This is a genomic window from Streptomyces sp. NPDC050164, from assembly GCF_044459945.1.
GTDB lineage: Bacteria > Actinomycetota > Actinomycetes > Streptomycetales > Streptomycetaceae > Streptomyces > Streptomyces coeruleorubidus_A.
On sequence record NZ_JBITJK010000002.1, the window covers coordinates 140,870 to 157,628 of the forward strand.

The window sequence follows — 16,759 nt, forward strand, 5'->3', positions numbered from 1 at the left end:
ATAGTGCTACGGCACGTACGTCCCGCACGGCACATTGAGTGAGAGGAGTGCGGCGGAACCGTCGGGGTTCATGCGCAGTTCGCTGATCGCCGCGTTCCGCAACCGCGGGAACACCCTGCGGTACTCCCCGGCCGGGATCGACAGCAGCGTGCACAGCACCAGGCGCAGCAGGGTGTTGTGGGCGACGACGAGGACACGCCCGCCGGGGTGGGCGCCGGCGATACGACGCAGGGCGCCGGCCCCTCGGGCCGCTGCCGCCGTCGGGTCCTCGGCCCCGGGGAAGGGGTGGGCGACGGGGTCGGCACGGAAGGCTGCGGCCCGGTCGGGGACCTCGGCCTCGAACTCGGCGAGCGTACGGCCCTCCACGACTCCGAAGTCGCATTCGGTGAGGTCGGGTTCGCGCCGCGGGACGAGGCCCAGGGCACGGCAGGCGGGCTCGGCGGTGGCGACGGCCCTGGAGAGCGGGGACGTCCAGATCGCGTCGACGGGGTGGGCGGCGGCCCAGCGGCCGAGCGCCTCGGCCTGGGCGCGGCCGGTGTCGGTGAGGCCGATGTCGCTGACGCCGGCGTAGCGGTTCTCGGCGTGCCAGACGGTCTGCCCGTGCCGGGCCAGGAGGAGGGTGGTGGTCGTGGTGGTCATGACTTCCCAGTGTCCAGGTGCAGGCGGGTTCGGGCGTGTGCCGCGACGGGGGCGGGCAGCCAGCCGCGTGTCTCCAGCGCGTCGACGAGGCGGGCGTACGGCTCGGCGAAGCGGGCGGTGCGGTCGGCGCGGGGTTCGAGGACGGTCCGGACGCGGACCATGCGCTCGGCGACGTCGGCGAGGGATCCGGCTCCGGACGCCCCGTAAACCCCGGATGCCCCGTACACGGCCAACGCCGCCATCCCCAGCGCCGGTTCCGTCTGTTCCGGGACGCGGGCCGGGCGGCCGAGGATGTCGGTGCGGAGCTGGTTCCAGTACGAGCTGCGCGCGCCGCCGCCGGTGAAGGTGAGCGGGCCGTCGAGGGGAGCGCCCAGGTGGTGCAGGTAGTCCAGGCACAGGCGTTCCGCCAAGCCGACACCCTGGAGCAGCGCGGCCCACAGACCGGCGTCGCCCTCGGGTTCGCCGAGGACGAGGAGGGCCGCCTCCGGCGCCCGGAACGGGAACCGCTCCCCCGGCGTGACCAGCGGGTACGCCACCGCGCGGGACGGCTCGAACGCCGCCGCCCGCTCGTCCATCGTGGCGGGGTCGGCGTCCGGGAAGTGTGCCGCGAGTGCCCCCGCCCCCACGCTCGACGCCCCGCCGGGCAGCCAGGTGCCGTCGGGGGCGCGGTGGTTGTAGACCACGCCGGTGGGGTCCCGGACGGGGTCGCGGGCGGCTCCCTTCAGGACGAGCGTGGTGCCGAGCACCGAGTTCCAGGAGCCGGGGCGCAGCGCGGCCGAGGCGATCTGGGCCGCGCAGCCGTCCGTCATGCCGGCGAGCACCGGGGTGCCGGCGGGAATGCCGGTGGCGTCGGCGGCGTCCGCGCAGACCTCGCCGAGGTGCGTGCCCGGGCGTACGACGTCGGGCAACAGGCGGTCCGGGACACCGAGTTGGGACAGGGCGGCTTCCGGCCAGGCCTCCGCGTGCAGGTCGTAGCCGGTCTTGAGGGCGTGACTGGAGTCGGCCGGGGGCGGTTCGCCGGTGAGACGGGTGATGACCTGGTCGGGCTGGTGAGCGAGCCGAAGGCCGGGGCCGTACTCCCCCACCAGCCACAGCGCCTTCGGCAGCGCCCAGGTGTCCTGGACGGCGAGCCCCGCCTCCCGGGCCCGCGCGGCCTGCGCCGCCGCGCGGCCGTCGTCGTACATCAGCGCGGGGCTCACCGGGCGGCCCGAGCCGTCCGTCAGCAGGACCGTGCCGGACGTGCCGCACACCGCGAGGCCGCCGACCGGCACGCCGGGCGCGGAGCCGAGTGCCGTCCGGGACGCCGTGCACAGCGCCGACCACCACTGCTTTGGGTCCTGCTCGTGCCGCACCCCGTCCCGCCGCCCGGTCAGCGGGGCCGAGCCGCTGCCGAGGACCCTGCCGTCGGCGGTGACGAGCAGCACGCGGACGCTCTGTGTGCCCAGGTCGATCCCCAGCCAGCCCGCATCCTCGTCCGCCATCCGGAACCTCCCACGACGTCGCAGCCGGATCTGTGAACTTCTCACTGTGCCCCGATATTTTCCCGTGCGCGAGGGATTGACGCCCAACTTCAGCCGTTCCACCCTCTGTTAACGAGTCGACTCGACGTGTTAACCAGCCCCCACGTGGAGGTACGGATGGACACGCACGTGCACGACCGGCGGCGCTTCCTCGCGCTCGCCGCCGGGGCTGCCGCGGCCCCGCTGCTCACGGCCTGCGGCACCGGTTTCGGCGGGGGCGACAGCAAGAGCGACGGGTCCGCCGCCGACGACGTCACCGGCTCCTTCGACTGGAAGCGGGAGAAGGGCACCACCGTCAAGGCGCTGCTCAACAAGCACCCGTACACCGACGCGCTCATCGCCGACCTGAAGTCCTTCACCGCGAAGACCGGCATCAAGGTCGAGTACGACGTCTTCCCGGAGGACAACTACTTCGACAAGCTCACCGTGGACCTGTCCAGCGGGCGTGCCTCCTACGACGTCTTCATGCTCGGCGCGTACATGGTGTGGCAGTACGGGCCGCCGGGCTGGCTGGAGGACCTCGGGCCCTGGATGCGCAACTCCTCGGCGACGGGCGCCGAGTGGGACCAGGCGGACTTCTTCCCGAACCTGCTCCAGGCCGACCAGTGGTCGCTGAAGGCGGGCGCGCCGCTGGGCCAGGGCGGGCAGTACGCGCTGCCGTGGGGCTGGGAGACCAACGTCGTCGCCTACAACACTGAGGTGTTCGGGAAGCTGGGGCTGAAGCCGGCTGAGACCTTCGACGAGCTGGCCGAACTCGCCGGGACCATCAAGCGGAAGGCGCCCGGCGCCGGCTTCGACGGGATGTACGGGATCGCCGTACGCGGGTCCAGGAGCTGGGCCACCATCCACCCGGGCTTCATGACGATGTACGCCCGCAACGGGCTGAAGGACTTCACGGTCGACGGCGGGAAGCTCACACCCGCCATGAACAGCCCCGAGGCCGTCGCGTTCACCGAGGACTGGGCGCGCATGGTCAAGCGGGGCGGGCCGCCGTCCTGGACGTCGTACACCTGGTACCAGTGCTCCAGCGACCTCGGCGCGAAGAAGGCCGGGATGCTGTTCGACGCCGACACGGCCGCCTACTTCCAGGCGGTGAAGGGCGCCGGCCCCGCCTCCGGGAAGATCGCCTTCCACCCGGGGCCCAAAGGGCCGGACGGGTCGCTCGCCACCAACATGTGGATCTGGTCGCTCGGCATGAATGCCAAGAGCAAGAAGAAGAGCGCCAGTTGGCTGTTCCTGCAGTGGGCCACCGGCAAGGAGCACCTGCGCAAGGGCGCGATCACGCACAACCACATCGACCCGGTGCGCAAGTCGGTCGCCGAGGACGCCGCGTACAAGGACAAGATGCGGCACCTGCCGGGCTTCCTGGAGACCTTCGAGACGGTCGTCGACCAGACGAAGATCCAGTTCACCCCGCAGGCGCAGTTCTTCGACGCGACGACCAGCTGGGCGGCGGCCCTCCAGGAGATCTACGGCGGCAAGGGCGCGCAGTCGGTCCTCGACGGGCTGGCGGACGACCTCGCCGGCAAGGTGGGTTAGCCGATGGGGTGGCGGCTCACCCTGCGCCCGTACGTCCTGATCGTGCCCGCACTGCTGCTGACCTGCGGGATCCTCTACCCGTTCGGGCTCGGCCTGTACTACACGCTGTTCGACTTCTCGGCGAGCAAACCGCAGCCGGACATGGTGCGGCTGGAGAACTACACGACCGTCTTCACGCAGGAGGCCTTCTGGAACTCGGCGTGGGTGACGGTGCTGTACGCGGTCGGGGCGGCCCTCGTCGAGACCGTGCTCGGGGTGGCCGTCGCCCTGCTGCTGCACCGCTCGACCCTGGTGGGCCGTGTGCTGGAGAAGATCCTGATCCTGCCGCTGATGATCGCCCCGGTGATCGCGGCGATCATCTGGAAGCTGATGCTCCAGCCGTCCGTGGGGGTCGTCAACTACCTGCTGCGGCCCTTCGGTCTGGGCGGGGTGCAGTGGACGGACACCCCTACGGGTGCCCTCCTGTCGTCGATCGCCGTGGACGTGTGGGTGTACACGCCATTCGTGGCGATCCTCGCCCTGGCCGGTCTGCGGTCGCTGCCCACCTCCCCTTTCGAGGCGGCGGCCGTGGACGGCGCGGGGTGGTGGTACACCTTCCGGCGGCTGACCCTGCCGATGCTGTGGCCGTACGTGCTGGTGGCGGTGATCTTCCGGTTCATGGACTCGCTGAAGGTGTTCGACATCATCTACGCCCTGACGGAGGGCGGGCCCGGTGACTCGACCGTCGTCCTCCAGATCCGGGCGTATCTGGAGGCGATCCGCTTCCAGCGCTACTCCTTCGGGATCAGCTACACGATCGTGCTGTGGGCCGTGGTGTATCTGGCCGCGATGGTGCTGGTGAAGCACCTGGGGAAGATCCAGCGGCGGGCCGCGGAGGTGACCACGTGAAGAAGCGTGTGCTGGGCTGGCTCGCGGACGCAGCCCTCGTCCTCTACTTCGTCTTCGCGCTGTTCCCGATCGCCTGGATGGTGATCCTCTCCCTGAAACCCGCCGACCAGCTCTTCAGCACGTACTTCTCCTTCTCTCCGACGCTGGACGGCTACCGGACGGTCCTCGGCGACAGCGAGGGCATCCCGTTCGTGCGGTTCTTCGTCAACAGCCTGGTGGTGTCGGTGGGGGCGGTGGTGCTGTCGCTGGTGGTGGGGCTGCCGGCGGCGTACGCCTCGGCGCGGTGGCGGTTCAAGGGCTCGGAGAACCTGATGTTCACGCTGCTGTCGTTCCGCTTCGCGCCCGAACTGACCGTGATCATCCCGCTGTTCGTGCTGTACCAGAAGCTCGGGCTGTTCGACACGTACGTCGGCATGGTGTGGGTGCTGCAACTCGTCACCCTGCCGCTGATCGTGTGGATCATGCGGTCCTACTTCGCCGACCTCACGCCCGAGCTGGAGCAGGCGGCCCTGCTGGACGGCTACACCCGCAAGCAGGCGTTCTTCAAGGTGGCGCTGCCGCTGGTCAAGCCGGGCATCGCGGCCGTGTCGCTGCTGGCCTTCATCTTCGCCTGGAACAACTTCGTCTTCCCGCTGATCCTCACCTCCAACGAGGCCCAGACGGTGACCGTGGGCGCGCTGTCCTTCCTCGGCGGGGACCGGCCCAAGTACAACCTGACGGCCGCCGCCGCGCTGGTGTCCGTCGTCCCGCCGCTGCTGCTGGCGCTGACGATCCAGCGGTATCTGGTGCGGGGACTGTCGTTCGGGGCGGTGAAGTCGTGATCAGGCTGAACGGGATACGGAAGACGTACGGGAAGACCGTCGCGCTCGACGAGCTGGAACTGGAGGTGCGGGGGGGCGAGTTCTTCTGCCTGCTGGGCCCGTCGGGCGCGGGCAAGACGACCACTTTGAAGACCGTCGCCGGGCTCGAACAGCCCGACTCCGGCACGGTCGTGCTCGACGGCGAGGACATGCGGGGAGTCGAGCCCTACGACCGGGGTGTGGCGATGTGCTTCGAGAGCTACGCCCTCTACCCGCACCGCTCGGCCTACGACAACCTCGCCTCGCCGCTGCGCTCGCCCCGGCACCGGCTGCCCGCCGCCGAGGCCCGGCAGCGGATCGGCGCGATCGCCGAACTGCTGGGGATCTCGGGGCTGCTGGACCGGCCGGTGGGCCAGCTGTCCAACGGGCAGCGGCAGCGCGTCGCCCTGGGCCGGGTGCTGGTCCGCCCCGCCCGGGCCTTCCTCCTCGACGAGCCGCTCTCCCACCTCGACGCCAAACTCCGTCAGCAGATGCGGGCGGAGCTGAAGGCCATCGGGGCCGTGCAGCACACCACCACGCTGTACGTCACCCACGACTCCGTCGAGGCGCTGGCGCTCGGCGACCGGATCGGGGTCATCCGGCAGGGGCGGATCGTGCAGACGGGCACGCGGGAGGAGATCTGGTACCGGCCGCACGACACGGAGGTCGCGCGGGCCTTCGGACGGCCACGGATCAATCTGCTGCCGGGGGTGGTGACGGAGAGCGGCGTGCGGTCGGACGGCGGGGTGGAGCTGCCGGTCCGGGCGCAGGCCCCGGCCGGCAGCGAGGTCCTGGTCGGGCTGCGGCCCCGGGACATCGCCCTGCACGGCGAGGGGCACGAGCTCACCGGGACCGTGTACGTCACCGAGGTGCTCGGCCGGTCCGTCGAGGTCACCGTCCGGCTCGGGACCGGGGAGCAGCGGGTGTCGCTGGTGGCCCCCCGGGCGGACGCGGCGCGCCTTCGTCCGGACGATCCGGTACGGCTCGTGGTCCGGCCTGAGAACCTGCTGCTGTTCGAGGCCGACCGGCCGGAGCGATGGGGACGACGGATAGAGACACAGCGATGAGCAGCAGCAGTGGTGGACAGCAGGGGCCGGCGGCGCGGCAGGCCGCCATGGCCGAGCGGGTGCTGGCCGACGGCTCGGCGACGGCGGCGGAACTCGCCGAGCGGTTCGGGGTGAGTCTGATGACCATCCACCGGGATCTCGACGAGCTCGAACGGCAGGGCATCGTACGGAAGTTCCGGGGCGGGGTGACCGCGCAGCCGTCGGGGGTCTTCGAGTCGAACGTGCAGTACCGGCTGAAGACGATGCGGGCCGAGAAGGCCGCCGTGGCCGACCGTGCGCTGCGGATGGTGGAGCCCGGCATGGCGATCCTGCTGGACGACTCCACGTCCACCCTGGAGATAGCCCGGCGCCTGCGCACGGGCGAGGTCACGCCGCTGACGGTCGTCACCAACTTCCTGGAGGCGATCAACCTGCTGGCCGACCAGCGGGGCATCCACCTGATGGCGCTCGGCGGCGACTACGACCCGCTGCACTCCTCCTTCCTGGGGGTGTCCTGCGTGGAGGCGGTCGAGCAGTTGCGGGTGGACGTGTGCTTCGCCTCGACGTCGGCGGTGCACGGGGGTTACGCCTATCACCAGGAACAGCACATCGTGTCCGTGAAGCGGGCGATGCTCGACGCGGCCGCGCGGAACGTCCTGCTGATCGACCACACCAAGCTCGGCCGGGTCGCCCTGCACCGGGTCGTCCCGCTGTCCCGCTTCGACACGCTCCTCGTGGACGACGGGGCGTCGGCGGAGGCGCTGCGGGATCTGGACGAGCACAAGGTCCGTTACGAGGTTTGCGCGACGAAGGGCGGCCATGACGGGACTGGAGCTACGTGAACTCCGTAAGACATATCGGTCGCGGGGGCGGCCGGCGGTGGACGCCGTACGCGGGATGGACCTGAGCCTGGGGTCCGGGGAGCTGCTCGGGCTGCTCGGTCCCTCCGGCTGCGGCAAGTCGACGACGCTGCGCATGATCGCCGGTCTTGAGCCGGTGACCGGCGGGGACATCCTGGTCGGCGGGGCGTCGGTGGTCGAACGGCCCGCGCAGCAGCGCAACATCGGGGTCGCGTTCGAGAACTACGCGCTGTATCCGCCGCTGTCGGTGGCGGAGAACCTGGCGTTCGGGCTGAAGGCCCGCCGCAAGGCCGCCCGCGGTGACGTCGACCGCAAGGTGAAGGAGATCGCCGAGCGGGTCGGCCTGACCGACCTCCTCGACGCCCGCCCGGCCGGCCTGTCCAGCGGCCAGAAGCAGCGCGTGTCGCTGGCCCGGGCCCTGATCCGCGAACCGGACGTGCTGCTCCTCGACGAGCCGCTCTCCCACCTGGACGCGGCCCAGCGCGACACCACCCGCCGTGAACTCAAGCGCATCCAGAAGGACCTGGGCCACACCACGATCCTGGTCACCCACGACCAGGAGGAGGCCCTCTCCCTCGCCGACCGGATCGCCGTGATGAAGGACGGCGTCATCCAGCAGCTCGGCACCCCCTACGAGATCTACGACAGCCCGGCCAACGTGTTCGTCGCGGACTTCGTCGGCGAGCCCGCGATCGCACTGCTGCCCGGCATCGCCGACGGCGACGGCCACGCCCGCCTCTCCGACTCGGTGCGGATCGCGCTGCCCGTGCCGGTGGACCCGGGGCGGGAAGTCGTGGTGGGGATCCGCCCGGAGGACGTCCGGCTCACCGCCGAGGACGGCCTGCCCGCCCGGGTCGTCGCCCATGAGCCGTTGCTGGAGTCGGGCATCGCGACCGTCGCCCTCGACGGGGTCGAACGGCACCTGGTGGTCCTCACCGACCCCGAGGTGCGGCTCGCCCACGACGAGCGGGTCCGGGTCGCCGCCGACCGCCGGCACACCCATGTCTTCGACGCCGAGACAGGAGACTCCCTGCAATGACCTCCGGAAACAGCGTGCGTGTGGTGGCCGCCGGTGACCACTTCGTCCTGCCGTCACTGATCACGCGGGCGGTGGAGCACGAGGTGGGGCGGGCGGACGTCAGGGAACTGAGGCTCGGCTGGCCGCTGGAGCCGTTCGGGCCGGTCGCCGAGGTGCAGGAGGCCAGTGACGCCGAGGACGAGATGATCGAGGCGCTGGCCGGGGCGGAGGTGCTGGTCACACAGATGGGGCCGGTCACCGAACGGGTCCTCGCGGCCTGCCCGGATCTGAAGCTGGTCGTGGTCTGCCGGGGCGGACCGGTCAACGTCAACCTGGACGCGGCGAAGCAGCGTGACGTGCGGGTGTGCTTCGCGCCCGGCCGCAACGCCGCCGCCACCGCCGAGTTCACCGTCGGCATGATGCTGGCCGCCCTGCGCCGTATCCCCCAGGCCCACGACCCGCTGGCCCGGCAGGGCAGTTGGGAGGGCGCGACGTACTACACCTACGAGCAGAGCGGTCTGGAGCTGGAGGACCTGCCTGTCGGGCTGGTCGGATACGGGGCCGTCGGCAGCCGGGTGGCGCGGGTGCTGTGCGCGTTCGGGGCGCGGGTGATGGTGTACGACCCGTATGTGCACGGCGAGATCCACGGGCTGCGCGTGACCTCGCTGGACGAACTCCTGCGCCGCTCCCAGGTGATCACCCTGCACGCCCGGCTCACTCCCGAGACCCGGGGTCTGATCGGCGCCCGGGAGCTGGGGCTGCTGCCTTCCGGCGCGGTGGTGGTGAACGTGGCCCGGGGCCCGCTGCTGGACGAGGGCGCGCTGTGCGACGCGCTGGAGAGCGGGCAGGTGTCGGCGGCGGCGCTCGACACGTACGAGCGGGAGCCGCTGCCTGCTCAGTCGCGGCTTCTCGGGCTGGGCGACCGCGTCGTGCTGACCCCGCATCTGGGTGGCGCGTCGCGCGCGGTGGCGGAGAAGGCGGCGCGTATCGCCGCCGAAGAGGTGGGCCGCTGGGTGCGCGGCGAGCCGCTCGCGCACTGCCTGACCTGAGGACCTGGAGGAGAGCCGCATGTACGTCGGTATCGATGTGGGCACGTCCATGGTCAAGGCGGCGGCCTTCGACGACACGGGCCGGGAACTGGCCGTGTCCGCCCGGCCGGTGGACCTGACACTGCACGGCGGGTTCGTCGAGCAGGACATGGAGGAGGTGTACGGGGCGGTCGTCGCCGTGCTCGACGAGATCACCGGACGGGTCCCGGGGCCGGTCGAGCTCGCCGGGCTCACCGGGCAGGGCGACGGGGTGTGGCTGGTCGACGGCGAGGGCAGGCCCGTGCGGCCGGCGGCCTCCTGGATGGACGGGCGGGCGCACGAACTGGTCGACCGGTGGCTGGCCGACGGTACGTTCGAGACGGTGTTCCGGCGCACGGGCAGCGCGATGTTCCCGGGCTGTCCGGGGCCGCTGCTGGCCTGGCTGGACAGCAACGAACCGAAGGCGCTGGACGCCGCGAAGGCCGCCCTGTACTGCAAGGACATGGTGTTCCAGCGGCTGACGGGGGCGGGCCCGGCGACGGATGTGTCGGACGCCTCGATGCCCTTCCTGGACCCGCGCACCCGGACGTACGACAACCGGGTCGTGGAGCTGCTGGGGCTCACGCACCGGCGCGGGTTGCTCGCCCCGGTGAGCGACCCGGTCGCCACGGCCGAGGCGCTGGGCGAGGGCCTGCCGTCGGGCACGCGGATCGCCAACGGCCCGTACGATCTGCCGGCCTGTGCGCTGGGCGCCGGGGTGACGGCCCCCGGGGACGGTCTGCTGATCGTCGGGACCTGTCTGGCCAGCCTGGTCGCCACGACCGAGCTGGACCTGACGGGCGAACCGGCCGGCCTGTACATCTCCACCGACCGGCCCGGGTACTGGCTGCGCGCCATGCCCGCGATGGTCGGCACGGCGGCCCTGGACTGGGTGCTGTCGACGACGGGCGTGCGGCACGACGAGGTGGACGCCCTGCTGGCAAAGACCCCGCCGGGCGCGAACGGCGTCCGGGTGCTGCCGTACTTCGCGCCCTCCGGCGAACGCGCCCCCTTCGTCGAGCCACGGCTGCGCGCCGAACTCACGGGTGTCTGTCTGGAGTCCACCCGGGGTGATCTGGTCCGCGCCACCTGCGAGGGCATCGGCTATGCCGCCCGGCACTGCCTGGAGGCGGCGGGCCTCACAGGGGCTCTGGCCGTCTGCGGCGGCGGCACCCGCAGCCCCGCCTGGATGCGGCTGCTCGCCGATGTGCTCGGGCGGCCCCTGCGGGTCGTCGAGGGCGAGGTGGGCGCGCGGGGCGCGGTCCTCGCGGCGGCCGAGCGGTACGGGGTGCCGCTGGACGCGCGGGTGTGGACGCGGCCTGCGCAGGTCGTCGAGCCGGACCGGGGCCGGGCCGCGTACTACACGAAGGGGTACGAGGAGCACCTGGTGCGGCTTGCCGAGGCACGGGCCGGGGCAAGGACCTGAACATCCGGATGGCGAAAGGGAACTGGATGCACCTGAGACGCCGATCTCTCCTGCTCGCGGCGGCCGCCTCCCCGGCGGCCGCGACCGTGCCCGCGCTCGCGGGAGCCGCGCACGCGGCCCCTGCCGACGGGCCGTTGGTCATCGGACACCGCGGCGCGGCCGGCTGGCGCCCCGAGCACACGGCCGCCTCGTACACGTACGCCGTGCAGACGGGCGCCGACTGGATCGAACCGGACCTGGTGCCGACGAAGGACCATGTGCTGGTGGTCCGGCACGAGAACGAGATCTCCCAGACCACCGACGTGGCCCGCCGCCCGGAGTTCGCGGACCGCCGCACGACGAAGACGGTCGACGGCCGGTCCGTGACCGGATGGTTCACGGAGGACTTCACCCTCGCCGAGCTGAAGACGCTGCGGGCGGTGGAGCGGCTGCCGCAGGTCCGCAACCGCAACACGGTGTTCGACGGGCGCGAGGAGGTCATGACCTTCCAGGAGGTCGTGGACCTGGCGAGGAAGCTGTCGAAGGCGCACGGCCGGACGATCGCAGTCTTCCCGGAGACCAAGCATCCGACGTACTTCCGGTCCATCGGCCTGCCGCTGGAGCCGAAACTGGCGGCCGCGATCCGCCTGGGCCGGCTGGGCAGGCGCGAGTGCGTCGTGCAGTCCTTCGAGCCGACGAGCCTGAAGCGCATGACGGGCCTGGGGGTACCGCTGTGGCAGGCCCTGGGGACGACGGGCGGGCCGTACGACCTGCCCACGACGACCTACCGGGAGATGATGACCCCGGCCGGGCTGGCGGACATCGCGCAGTACGCGGACTGGATCGGCCCGGACAAGTCGTCGCTGGTCGGCACGTCGCTCCTCGCGGACGCCCACGCGGCGGGCCTGCGCGTGGGGCCGTACACCTTCCGCTCGGAGAACCAGTTCCTTCCGGCGGAGTTCCGGCGCGGCGCCGGAAGCACCGATTTCGGGGACGCGTTCGCCGAGTACGCGCTGTACTACCGCTGGGGAGTCGACGCGGTGGTGACCGACTTCCCCGACCTGGCGGTGATGGCGAGGAGGGGCTGATGTTCTTCAAGGACAAGCACTGCCCGACCTGTGGCGGCAGCGGAACGCAGGTCTTCACGCCGCTCGAGCCCGAGGAGAGAAAGGCGCTCGGGACGCACCGCACGGACCTGTGGCGCTGTACCGCTCCGGGCTGCCGGTGGTACCAGCCCTGGGGCCATCAGGCCGGCGGGGGCCGGCTCCCGGAGGACATGCAGAACCCGGGAGCCGACGCCTCGGTGTGACCCCTACAGGTTGGAGAAGTCCGGGCCCTTGGTGCGGGTGCGCTTGATCTCGTAGAAGCCCGGCACCGAGGCCACGGCGAGGGTGCCGTCCCAGAGGCGGGCGGCCTCCTCGCCCTTCGGGGCCGGGGTGACGACCGGGCCGAAGAAGGCGAGCTGCTCGCCGTCGGCGCCGGGCACGGCGATGACCGGGGTGCCGACCTCCTGGCCGACCTTGTCGATGCCCTCCTTGTGGGAGGCGCGCAGCTCGGGCTCGTAACGGGTGGCGTCCCAGTGCTCCATGAGGGACTCGGGCAGGCCGACGTCCTTCAGGGCGGCGGCGACCGTCTCCTTCTCCGAGCCCTCGCCCTGGTTGTGGATGCGGGTGCCGAGCGCGGTGTAGAGGTCGCCCAGCACCTCGGCGCCGTGCTCCTGCTGTGCCGCTATGACGATCCGGACGGGACCCCACGCCTTGGTCTCGAGCAGCTCGCGGTACTCCTCGGGCAGCTCGTCGAGCTTGTCCTCGTTGAGCACGGCAAGGCTCATGACGTGCCAGCGGACCTCGATGTCCCTGACCTTCTCCACCTCCAGCACCCAGCGGGAGGTCATCCAGGCCCAGGGGCACAGCGGGTCGAACCAGAAGTCGACGGGCGTCTTGTCCGACATGTCTCTCCTCATGAGGAAACCGTTTCTCCGGGAACGCCAATGCCCGCCCCTGTCATTCCCGGCTGCCCCGCGTCAGGGGCACATGGCAGGATCGGTGCTGTTCAGCCGTATCCGACGACGCTTGAGGAGTTCCGCCCGTGCCCGGTGAGAATCTGTCCCGCGACGAGGCCCGGGAGCGGGCCGCCCTGATCGGCGTCGACGGGTACGAGGTGTCCCTCGACCTGCGGTCCGCGGTCGGCGAGGACGACACCGAAGGGCCCCGCACGTTCCGGTCCGTCACGACCGTCCGGTTCCGCTGCAACGAGCCCGGGGCGAGCAGCTTCGCCGACCTGATCGCGCCGAGTGTGACGGCCGTCTCACTCAACGGCCGGGATCTGGACCCCGGCGAGGTCTTCGACGGCTCGCGGATCACGCTGGAGGACCTGGCCGCCGACAACGAGCTGGTCGTCGACGCGCGATGCGCCTACTCCCGCACCGGCGAGGGGCTGCACCGCTTCGTCGACCCCGAGGACGGCGAGGTGTACCTGTACACGCAGTACGAGCCGGCCGACTCCCGCCGGGTCTTCGCGAACTTCGAGCAGCCCGACCTCAAGGCCCCCTTCCGCTTCGAGGTGCGGGCTCCGGAGGGCTGGACGGTGTGGAGCAACGGCGTGGGCGAACAGGCCGACGGGGTCTGGCGGTTCGCCGAGACCAAGCCGATCTCGACGTACATCACCTGTGTGGTTGCGGGCCCCTACCACTACGTGACGGACAGCTACTCCCGTACGTATCCGGACGGCACGACGCTGGAGATCCCCCTCGGCGCGCTGTGCCGCAAGGGCCTCGCGCCCTACTTCGACTCCGAGGACGTCTTCCTGGTCACCAAGCAGGGCCTGGACTTCTTCCACGACCACTTCGACTACCCGTACCCGTTCGGGAAGTACGACCAGGCGTTCGTGCCCGAGTACAACCTGGGCGCGATGGAGAACCCGGGCCTGGTGACGTTCCGGGAGGAGTACATCTTCCGGGGCAAGGTGACGCAGGCGTCCTACGAGGGCCGGGCCAACGTCGTCCTGCACGAGATGGCGCACATGTGGTTCGGCGACCTGGTCACCATGGAGTGGTGGGACGACCTGTGGCTGAAGGAGTCGTTCGCGGACTTCATGGGCGAGTTCTCGCTGGTCGGCGCGACCCGCTTCGTCAACGGCTGGGTCACCTTCGCCAACCGCCGCAAGTCGTGGGCCTACCGGGCCGACCAGCTGCCCTCCACGCACCCGATCACGGCCGACATCCGCGACCTCCAGGACGCCAAGCTGAACTTCGACGGCATCACCTACGCCAAGGGCGCGTCGGTGCTGAAGCAGCTCGTGGCGTACGTCGGCCAGGACGCGTTCCTGGAGGGCGCCCGGCGCTACTTCAAGCGGCACGCGTACGGCAACACGCGCCTCGGTGACCTGCTGTCGGTGCTGGAGGAGACCAGCGGCCGGGACATGAGCGCGTGGGCGCGGTCCTGGCTCCAGACGGCCGGGGTGAACTCGCTGACCCCGCAGCTGCTGCTGGACCCGCGGGGCCGCGTCGACGAGCTGGCCGTGGTGCAGGAGGCGGCCGAGTCGCATCCGGAACTGCGCCCGCACCGGGTGGCGGTGGGCCTGTACCGGGTGACGGACGGCGGGACGGTCGAGCGGTACGCGCGCGCCGAGGCGGACGTCGACGGCGCGCGCACGGTCGTGGCGGAACTGTCCGGCGCCGAGGCGCCCGATCTGGTCCTGGTCAACGACGACGACCTGACGTACTGCAAGATCCGCTTCGACGAGACCTCGCTGGCGACGCTGCGCGAGCACCTGGGGTCGGTGACCGACCCGCTGGCGCGCGCCCTGTGCTGGTCGGCGCTGTGGAACATGACGCGGGACGCGCTGCTCCCGGCGAGGGACTTCGTGGACCTGGTGCTGCGGTTCGCGGGGAGCGAGTCCGAGATCGGCGTGCTGCAGATGCTGCACGCGTGGGCCGAGTCGGCCCTCACGCACTACACGGCGCCCGCCCGCCGGGAGACGACCGCCCGCCTCCTCGCCGAGGGCGCGCGGCGCGAGCTGTACGCGGCCGAGGCCGGCAGCGAGCACCAGCTCGCGTGGGCGCGTTTCTTCGCCCGGACGGCCACCGCCGACGCCGACTTCGAGCTGCTGAGCGACCTGCTGGCGGGCACGGCGTCGATCGAGGGCCTCGACCTGGACCAGGAGCTGCGGTGGGTGTTCCTGGAGCCGCTGGCCGCGCACGGGGTGGTGGACGAGAAGGCGCTGGCCGAGGAGCTGGCCCGGGACGACACGGCCTCCGGCAAGCGCCACCAGGTGCGCTGCCTGGCCGCCCGTCCGTCAAAGGCGGTCAAGGCGCAGGCGTGGGCGCAGGTCGTGGAGTCCGACGCGCTGTCCAACGCCATGATCGAGGCGACCATCGCGGGCTTCTCCCAGGGCTCGCAGCGGGAGTTGCTCGCGCCGTACGCGCAGAAGTACTTCGCGGCGATCGAGCGGGTGTGGGCCGAGCGGTCGATCCAGATCGGGATGCATGTGGTGCAGGGCATGTTCCCCTCGCTCCAGCAGTCCCGGGAGACCCTCGACGCCACGGACGCATGGCTGGAGGCCCACCGGGAGGCGGCCCCGGCCCTGCGCCGGCTGGTGCTGGAGGCCCGGGACGATCTGGCGCGGGCGCTGCGGGGGCAAGAGCGCGACGCGGCCTCTGACCAGTAGCTTTGGCCTGAGATTTGGGCGTTCGGCCATCGTTACGAGATGCGTGCCCCGCAAGCCGTAACCCTGGCCCACACCCGAACGGACCAGGGACTTTCGGCATCCGAACACCCGTCCTTTAGGGCTGGGTTGTCCGTATTTGTCGACGGGCCTGTAACAACGGTTAAAGAGCGGTCGGAGCGCGGGAAATTGCGGGTCATGACCCACAACACCCCGCTCTCCCACCGCCCCCTGCACGACGTGTCCGGCCGCGGCAGGCTCCGCGTCATGACGGTCGCGCAGCTCCGCTCGCACGGCGTGACGACGTCCGAGACGAACGAGCAGTGCCGCCCCGGCGGACCCTGGCAGCAGCTCCTGCCGGGCGTCGTCCTGCTGCACCCGGGCCCGCCGACCAGCGAGGAGCGGCTGCACGCGGTGCTGATGTACGCGGCGCGGGAGCGCGGCACGGGTGTCCCCGCCCAGCCCCGCGCGGGCGAGGGACACGCCCCCGCCTACCCGGATGCGATGATCACCGGCCTGGCCGCCCTGACGCTGCACGGCTTCTCCTCCACTCCCCCGCTGCCGGCCCTGGACGCGATCGACGTCCTGGTCCCGCGGCTGCGCCGGCTGCGCTCGACGGGCTGTGCGCGCATCGTCCGCAGTGCGGCGCTGCCGGCCCCCGAGCAGGTCACGGGCCTGTCGGTGGCCCCGGTCGCCCGCGCGCTGGCCGACGCGGTGGCCGAGCTCGCGGACGCCGGCGTCGTGCGCCGGCTGATGACGGAGGCGGTGCGCGGCGCCCACTGTGAGCCGGCGGCGGTGGTGCGGGAGCTGAACCAGGCGCGGCTGCTGAGCCGTCCGCACGTGGTGGCCGCCGTGGAGTCCCTGCTGGCCGAGGGCCGGGTGATCGCGGAGGACCGCCTGTACCGGATGGTGCGCGAGTACGACCTGCCCGACCCGGTCTGGAACGTGGACCTGCGCCTGCCCGGCGGCCCCTACCTCGGAGGTCTGGACGCGTACTGGCCCGCCCACGCGGTGGCGCTGGAGCTGGACACACGGGCGCCCCGGCAGGACGACGACGCCCTGTGGTCCGAGTACGCCCGCAAGCGCGAGCACCTGGAGCGCCTCGGTATCACGGTCGTCCACATCACACCCAGGAAGCTCCGCGACTGTCCGGAACAGCAGGCGACGGTGGTCCGCACGGCCCTGATGGCCTCGGCCGACCGCGAACCGGCCGCGTACGTCGTGGTATTGCCCCGGTAGTGACGGACCGGGGGCAGGGCCAGGAGGGGAGGGG

15 protein-coding genes are annotated in these 16,759 nt (G+C 71.6%); 12 read left to right on the forward strand and 3 right to left on the reverse strand.

Annotated features, from left to right (window positions below; genetic code table 11):
* Window positions 1-6: 6 nt before the first annotated feature.
* Together ACIBNA_RS03390 and ACIBNA_RS03395 are read right to left on the reverse strand one after the other, a co-directional pair.
* Window positions 7-639, reverse strand: a complete 633-nt coding sequence (locus ACIBNA_RS03390) for a histidine phosphatase family protein (RefSeq protein WP_399163591.1) — start codon at window positions 637-639, stop codon at window positions 7-9.
* A complete protein-coding gene (locus ACIBNA_RS03395; RefSeq protein WP_399163592.1) occupies window positions 636-2,120 on the reverse strand; it encodes an FGGY-family carbohydrate kinase in 1,485 nt (494 codons plus the stop codon). Before ACIBNA_RS03395 ends, ACIBNA_RS03390 begins: the two co-directional genes overlap by 4 nt.
* 156 nt (window positions 2,121-2,276) lie before the next feature.
* Between ACIBNA_RS03395 and ACIBNA_RS03400 the strand changes: the two genes are divergently transcribed.
* The 10 genes from ACIBNA_RS03400 to ACIBNA_RS03445 are packed head-to-tail and all read left to right on the forward strand — an operon-like array spanning window position 2,277 to window position 12,130.
* Window positions 2,277-3,698 carry an ABC transporter substrate-binding protein gene (locus tag ACIBNA_RS03400; protein WP_399163593.1) on the forward strand — a complete coding sequence of 474 codons (1,422 nt, stop codon included), beginning with the start codon at window positions 2,277-2,279 and terminating at the stop codon, window positions 3,696-3,698.
* 3 nt (window positions 3,699-3,701) lie between these two features.
* Window positions 3,702-4,586: a carbohydrate ABC transporter permease gene (locus ACIBNA_RS03405; protein WP_399163594.1), complete on the forward strand. Its 885-nt coding sequence runs from the start codon at window positions 3,702-3,704 to the stop codon at window positions 4,584-4,586.
* Window positions 4,583-5,407, forward strand: a complete 825-nt coding sequence (locus ACIBNA_RS03410; RefSeq protein WP_086601815.1) for a carbohydrate ABC transporter permease — start codon at window positions 4,583-4,585, stop codon at window positions 5,405-5,407. Before ACIBNA_RS03405 ends, ACIBNA_RS03410 begins: the two co-directional genes overlap by 4 nt.
* Entirely contained in the window at window positions 5,404-6,492 is a 1,089-nt protein-coding gene (locus ACIBNA_RS03415; RefSeq protein WP_399163595.1) for an ABC transporter ATP-binding protein, read from the forward strand. Before ACIBNA_RS03410 ends, ACIBNA_RS03415 begins: the two co-directional genes overlap by 4 nt.
* Complete coding sequence (locus ACIBNA_RS03420; RefSeq protein ID WP_399163596.1) at window positions 6,489-7,313, forward strand: DeoR/GlpR family DNA-binding transcription regulator; 825 nt, start codon at window positions 6,489-6,491, stop codon at window positions 7,311-7,313. The genes ACIBNA_RS03415 and ACIBNA_RS03420 overlap by 4 nt, the downstream gene beginning before the upstream one ends.
* Window positions 7,291-8,370: an ABC transporter ATP-binding protein gene (locus tag ACIBNA_RS03425; RefSeq protein ID WP_399163597.1), complete on the forward strand. Its 1,080-nt coding sequence runs from the start codon at window positions 7,291-7,293 to the stop codon at window positions 8,368-8,370. The genes ACIBNA_RS03420 and ACIBNA_RS03425 overlap by 23 nt, the downstream gene beginning before the upstream one ends.
* Window positions 8,367-9,398 carry a 2-hydroxyacid dehydrogenase gene (locus tag ACIBNA_RS03430; protein WP_399163598.1) on the forward strand — a complete coding sequence of 344 codons (1,032 nt, stop codon included), beginning with the start codon at window positions 8,367-8,369 and terminating at the stop codon, window positions 9,396-9,398. Before ACIBNA_RS03425 ends, ACIBNA_RS03430 begins: the two co-directional genes overlap by 4 nt.
* A gap of 19 nt (window positions 9,399-9,417) precedes the next feature.
* Complete coding sequence (locus ACIBNA_RS03435) at window positions 9,418-10,842, forward strand: FGGY family carbohydrate kinase (protein ID WP_399163599.1); 1,425 nt, start codon at window positions 9,418-9,420, stop codon at window positions 10,840-10,842.
* 26 nt (window positions 10,843-10,868) lie between these two features.
* Window positions 10,869-11,909, forward strand: coding sequence for a glycerophosphodiester phosphodiesterase family protein (locus ACIBNA_RS03440; protein ID WP_399163600.1), 1,041 nt, complete (start codon window positions 10,869-10,871; stop codon window positions 11,907-11,909).
* Entirely contained in the window at window positions 11,909-12,130 is a 222-nt protein-coding gene (locus ACIBNA_RS03445; RefSeq protein ID WP_399163601.1) for a hypothetical protein, read from the forward strand. The genes ACIBNA_RS03440 and ACIBNA_RS03445 overlap by 1 nt, the downstream gene beginning before the upstream one ends.
* Window positions 12,131-12,133: 3 nt before the next feature.
* Here ACIBNA_RS03445 and ACIBNA_RS03450 read toward each other — a convergent pair whose 3' ends face one another.
* Window positions 12,134-12,772 carry a DsbA family protein gene (locus ACIBNA_RS03450; protein WP_399163602.1) on the reverse strand — a complete coding sequence of 213 codons (639 nt, stop codon included), beginning with the start codon at window positions 12,770-12,772 and terminating at the stop codon, window positions 12,134-12,136.
* A gap of 137 nt (window positions 12,773-12,909) precedes the next feature.
* On the opposite strand from ACIBNA_RS03450, the gene pepN reads away from it, so the two are divergent.
* The gene (pepN, locus tag ACIBNA_RS03455) at window positions 12,910-15,489 is read left to right on the forward strand and encodes an aminopeptidase N (protein WP_399163603.1); all 2,580 of its coding nucleotides are present in this window, start codon (window positions 12,910-12,912) and stop codon (window positions 15,487-15,489) included.
* Between the two features lie 195 nt (window positions 15,490-15,684).
* Window positions 15,685-16,725, forward strand: a complete 1,041-nt coding sequence (locus tag ACIBNA_RS03460) for a hypothetical protein (protein ID WP_399163604.1) — start codon at window positions 15,685-15,687, stop codon at window positions 16,723-16,725.
* Window positions 16,726-16,759: the final 34 nt, after the last annotated feature.

Excerpts from the sequence above, each read along its gene's own strand:
- ACIBNA_RS03390 (WP_399163591.1), bottom strand. The coding sequence starts at position 639 with ATGACCACCACGACCACCACCCTCCTCCTGGCCCGGCACGGGCAGACC.
- ACIBNA_RS03395 (WP_399163592.1), bottom strand. The coding sequence starts at position 2,120 with ATGGCGGACGAGGATGCGGGCTGGCTGGGGATCGACCTGGGCACACAG.
- ACIBNA_RS03400 (WP_399163593.1), top strand. The coding sequence starts at position 2,277 with ATGGACACGCACGTGCACGACCGGCGGCGCTTCCTCGCGCTCGCCGCC.
- ACIBNA_RS03405 (WP_399163594.1), top strand. The coding sequence starts at position 3,702 with ATGGGGTGGCGGCTCACCCTGCGCCCGTACGTCCTGATCGTGCCCGCA.
- ACIBNA_RS03420 (WP_399163596.1), top strand. The coding sequence starts at position 6,489 with ATGAGCAGCAGCAGTGGTGGACAGCAGGGGCCGGCGGCGCGGCAGGCC.
- ACIBNA_RS03425 (WP_399163597.1), top strand. The coding sequence starts at position 7,291 with ATGACGGGACTGGAGCTACGTGAACTCCGTAAGACATATCGGTCGCGG.
- ACIBNA_RS03430 (WP_399163598.1), top strand. The coding sequence starts at position 8,367 with ATGACCTCCGGAAACAGCGTGCGTGTGGTGGCCGCCGGTGACCACTTC.
- ACIBNA_RS03435 (WP_399163599.1), top strand. The coding sequence starts at position 9,418 with ATGTACGTCGGTATCGATGTGGGCACGTCCATGGTCAAGGCGGCGGCC.
- ACIBNA_RS03440 (WP_399163600.1), top strand. The coding sequence starts at position 10,869 with ATGCACCTGAGACGCCGATCTCTCCTGCTCGCGGCGGCCGCCTCCCCG.
- ACIBNA_RS03445 (WP_399163601.1), top strand. The coding sequence starts at position 11,909 with ATGTTCTTCAAGGACAAGCACTGCCCGACCTGTGGCGGCAGCGGAACG.
- ACIBNA_RS03450 (WP_399163602.1), bottom strand. The coding sequence starts at position 12,772 with ATGTCGGACAAGACGCCCGTCGACTTCTGGTTCGACCCGCTGTGCCCC.
- ACIBNA_RS03460 (WP_399163604.1), top strand. The coding sequence starts at position 15,685 with ATGACCCACAACACCCCGCTCTCCCACCGCCCCCTGCACGACGTGTCC.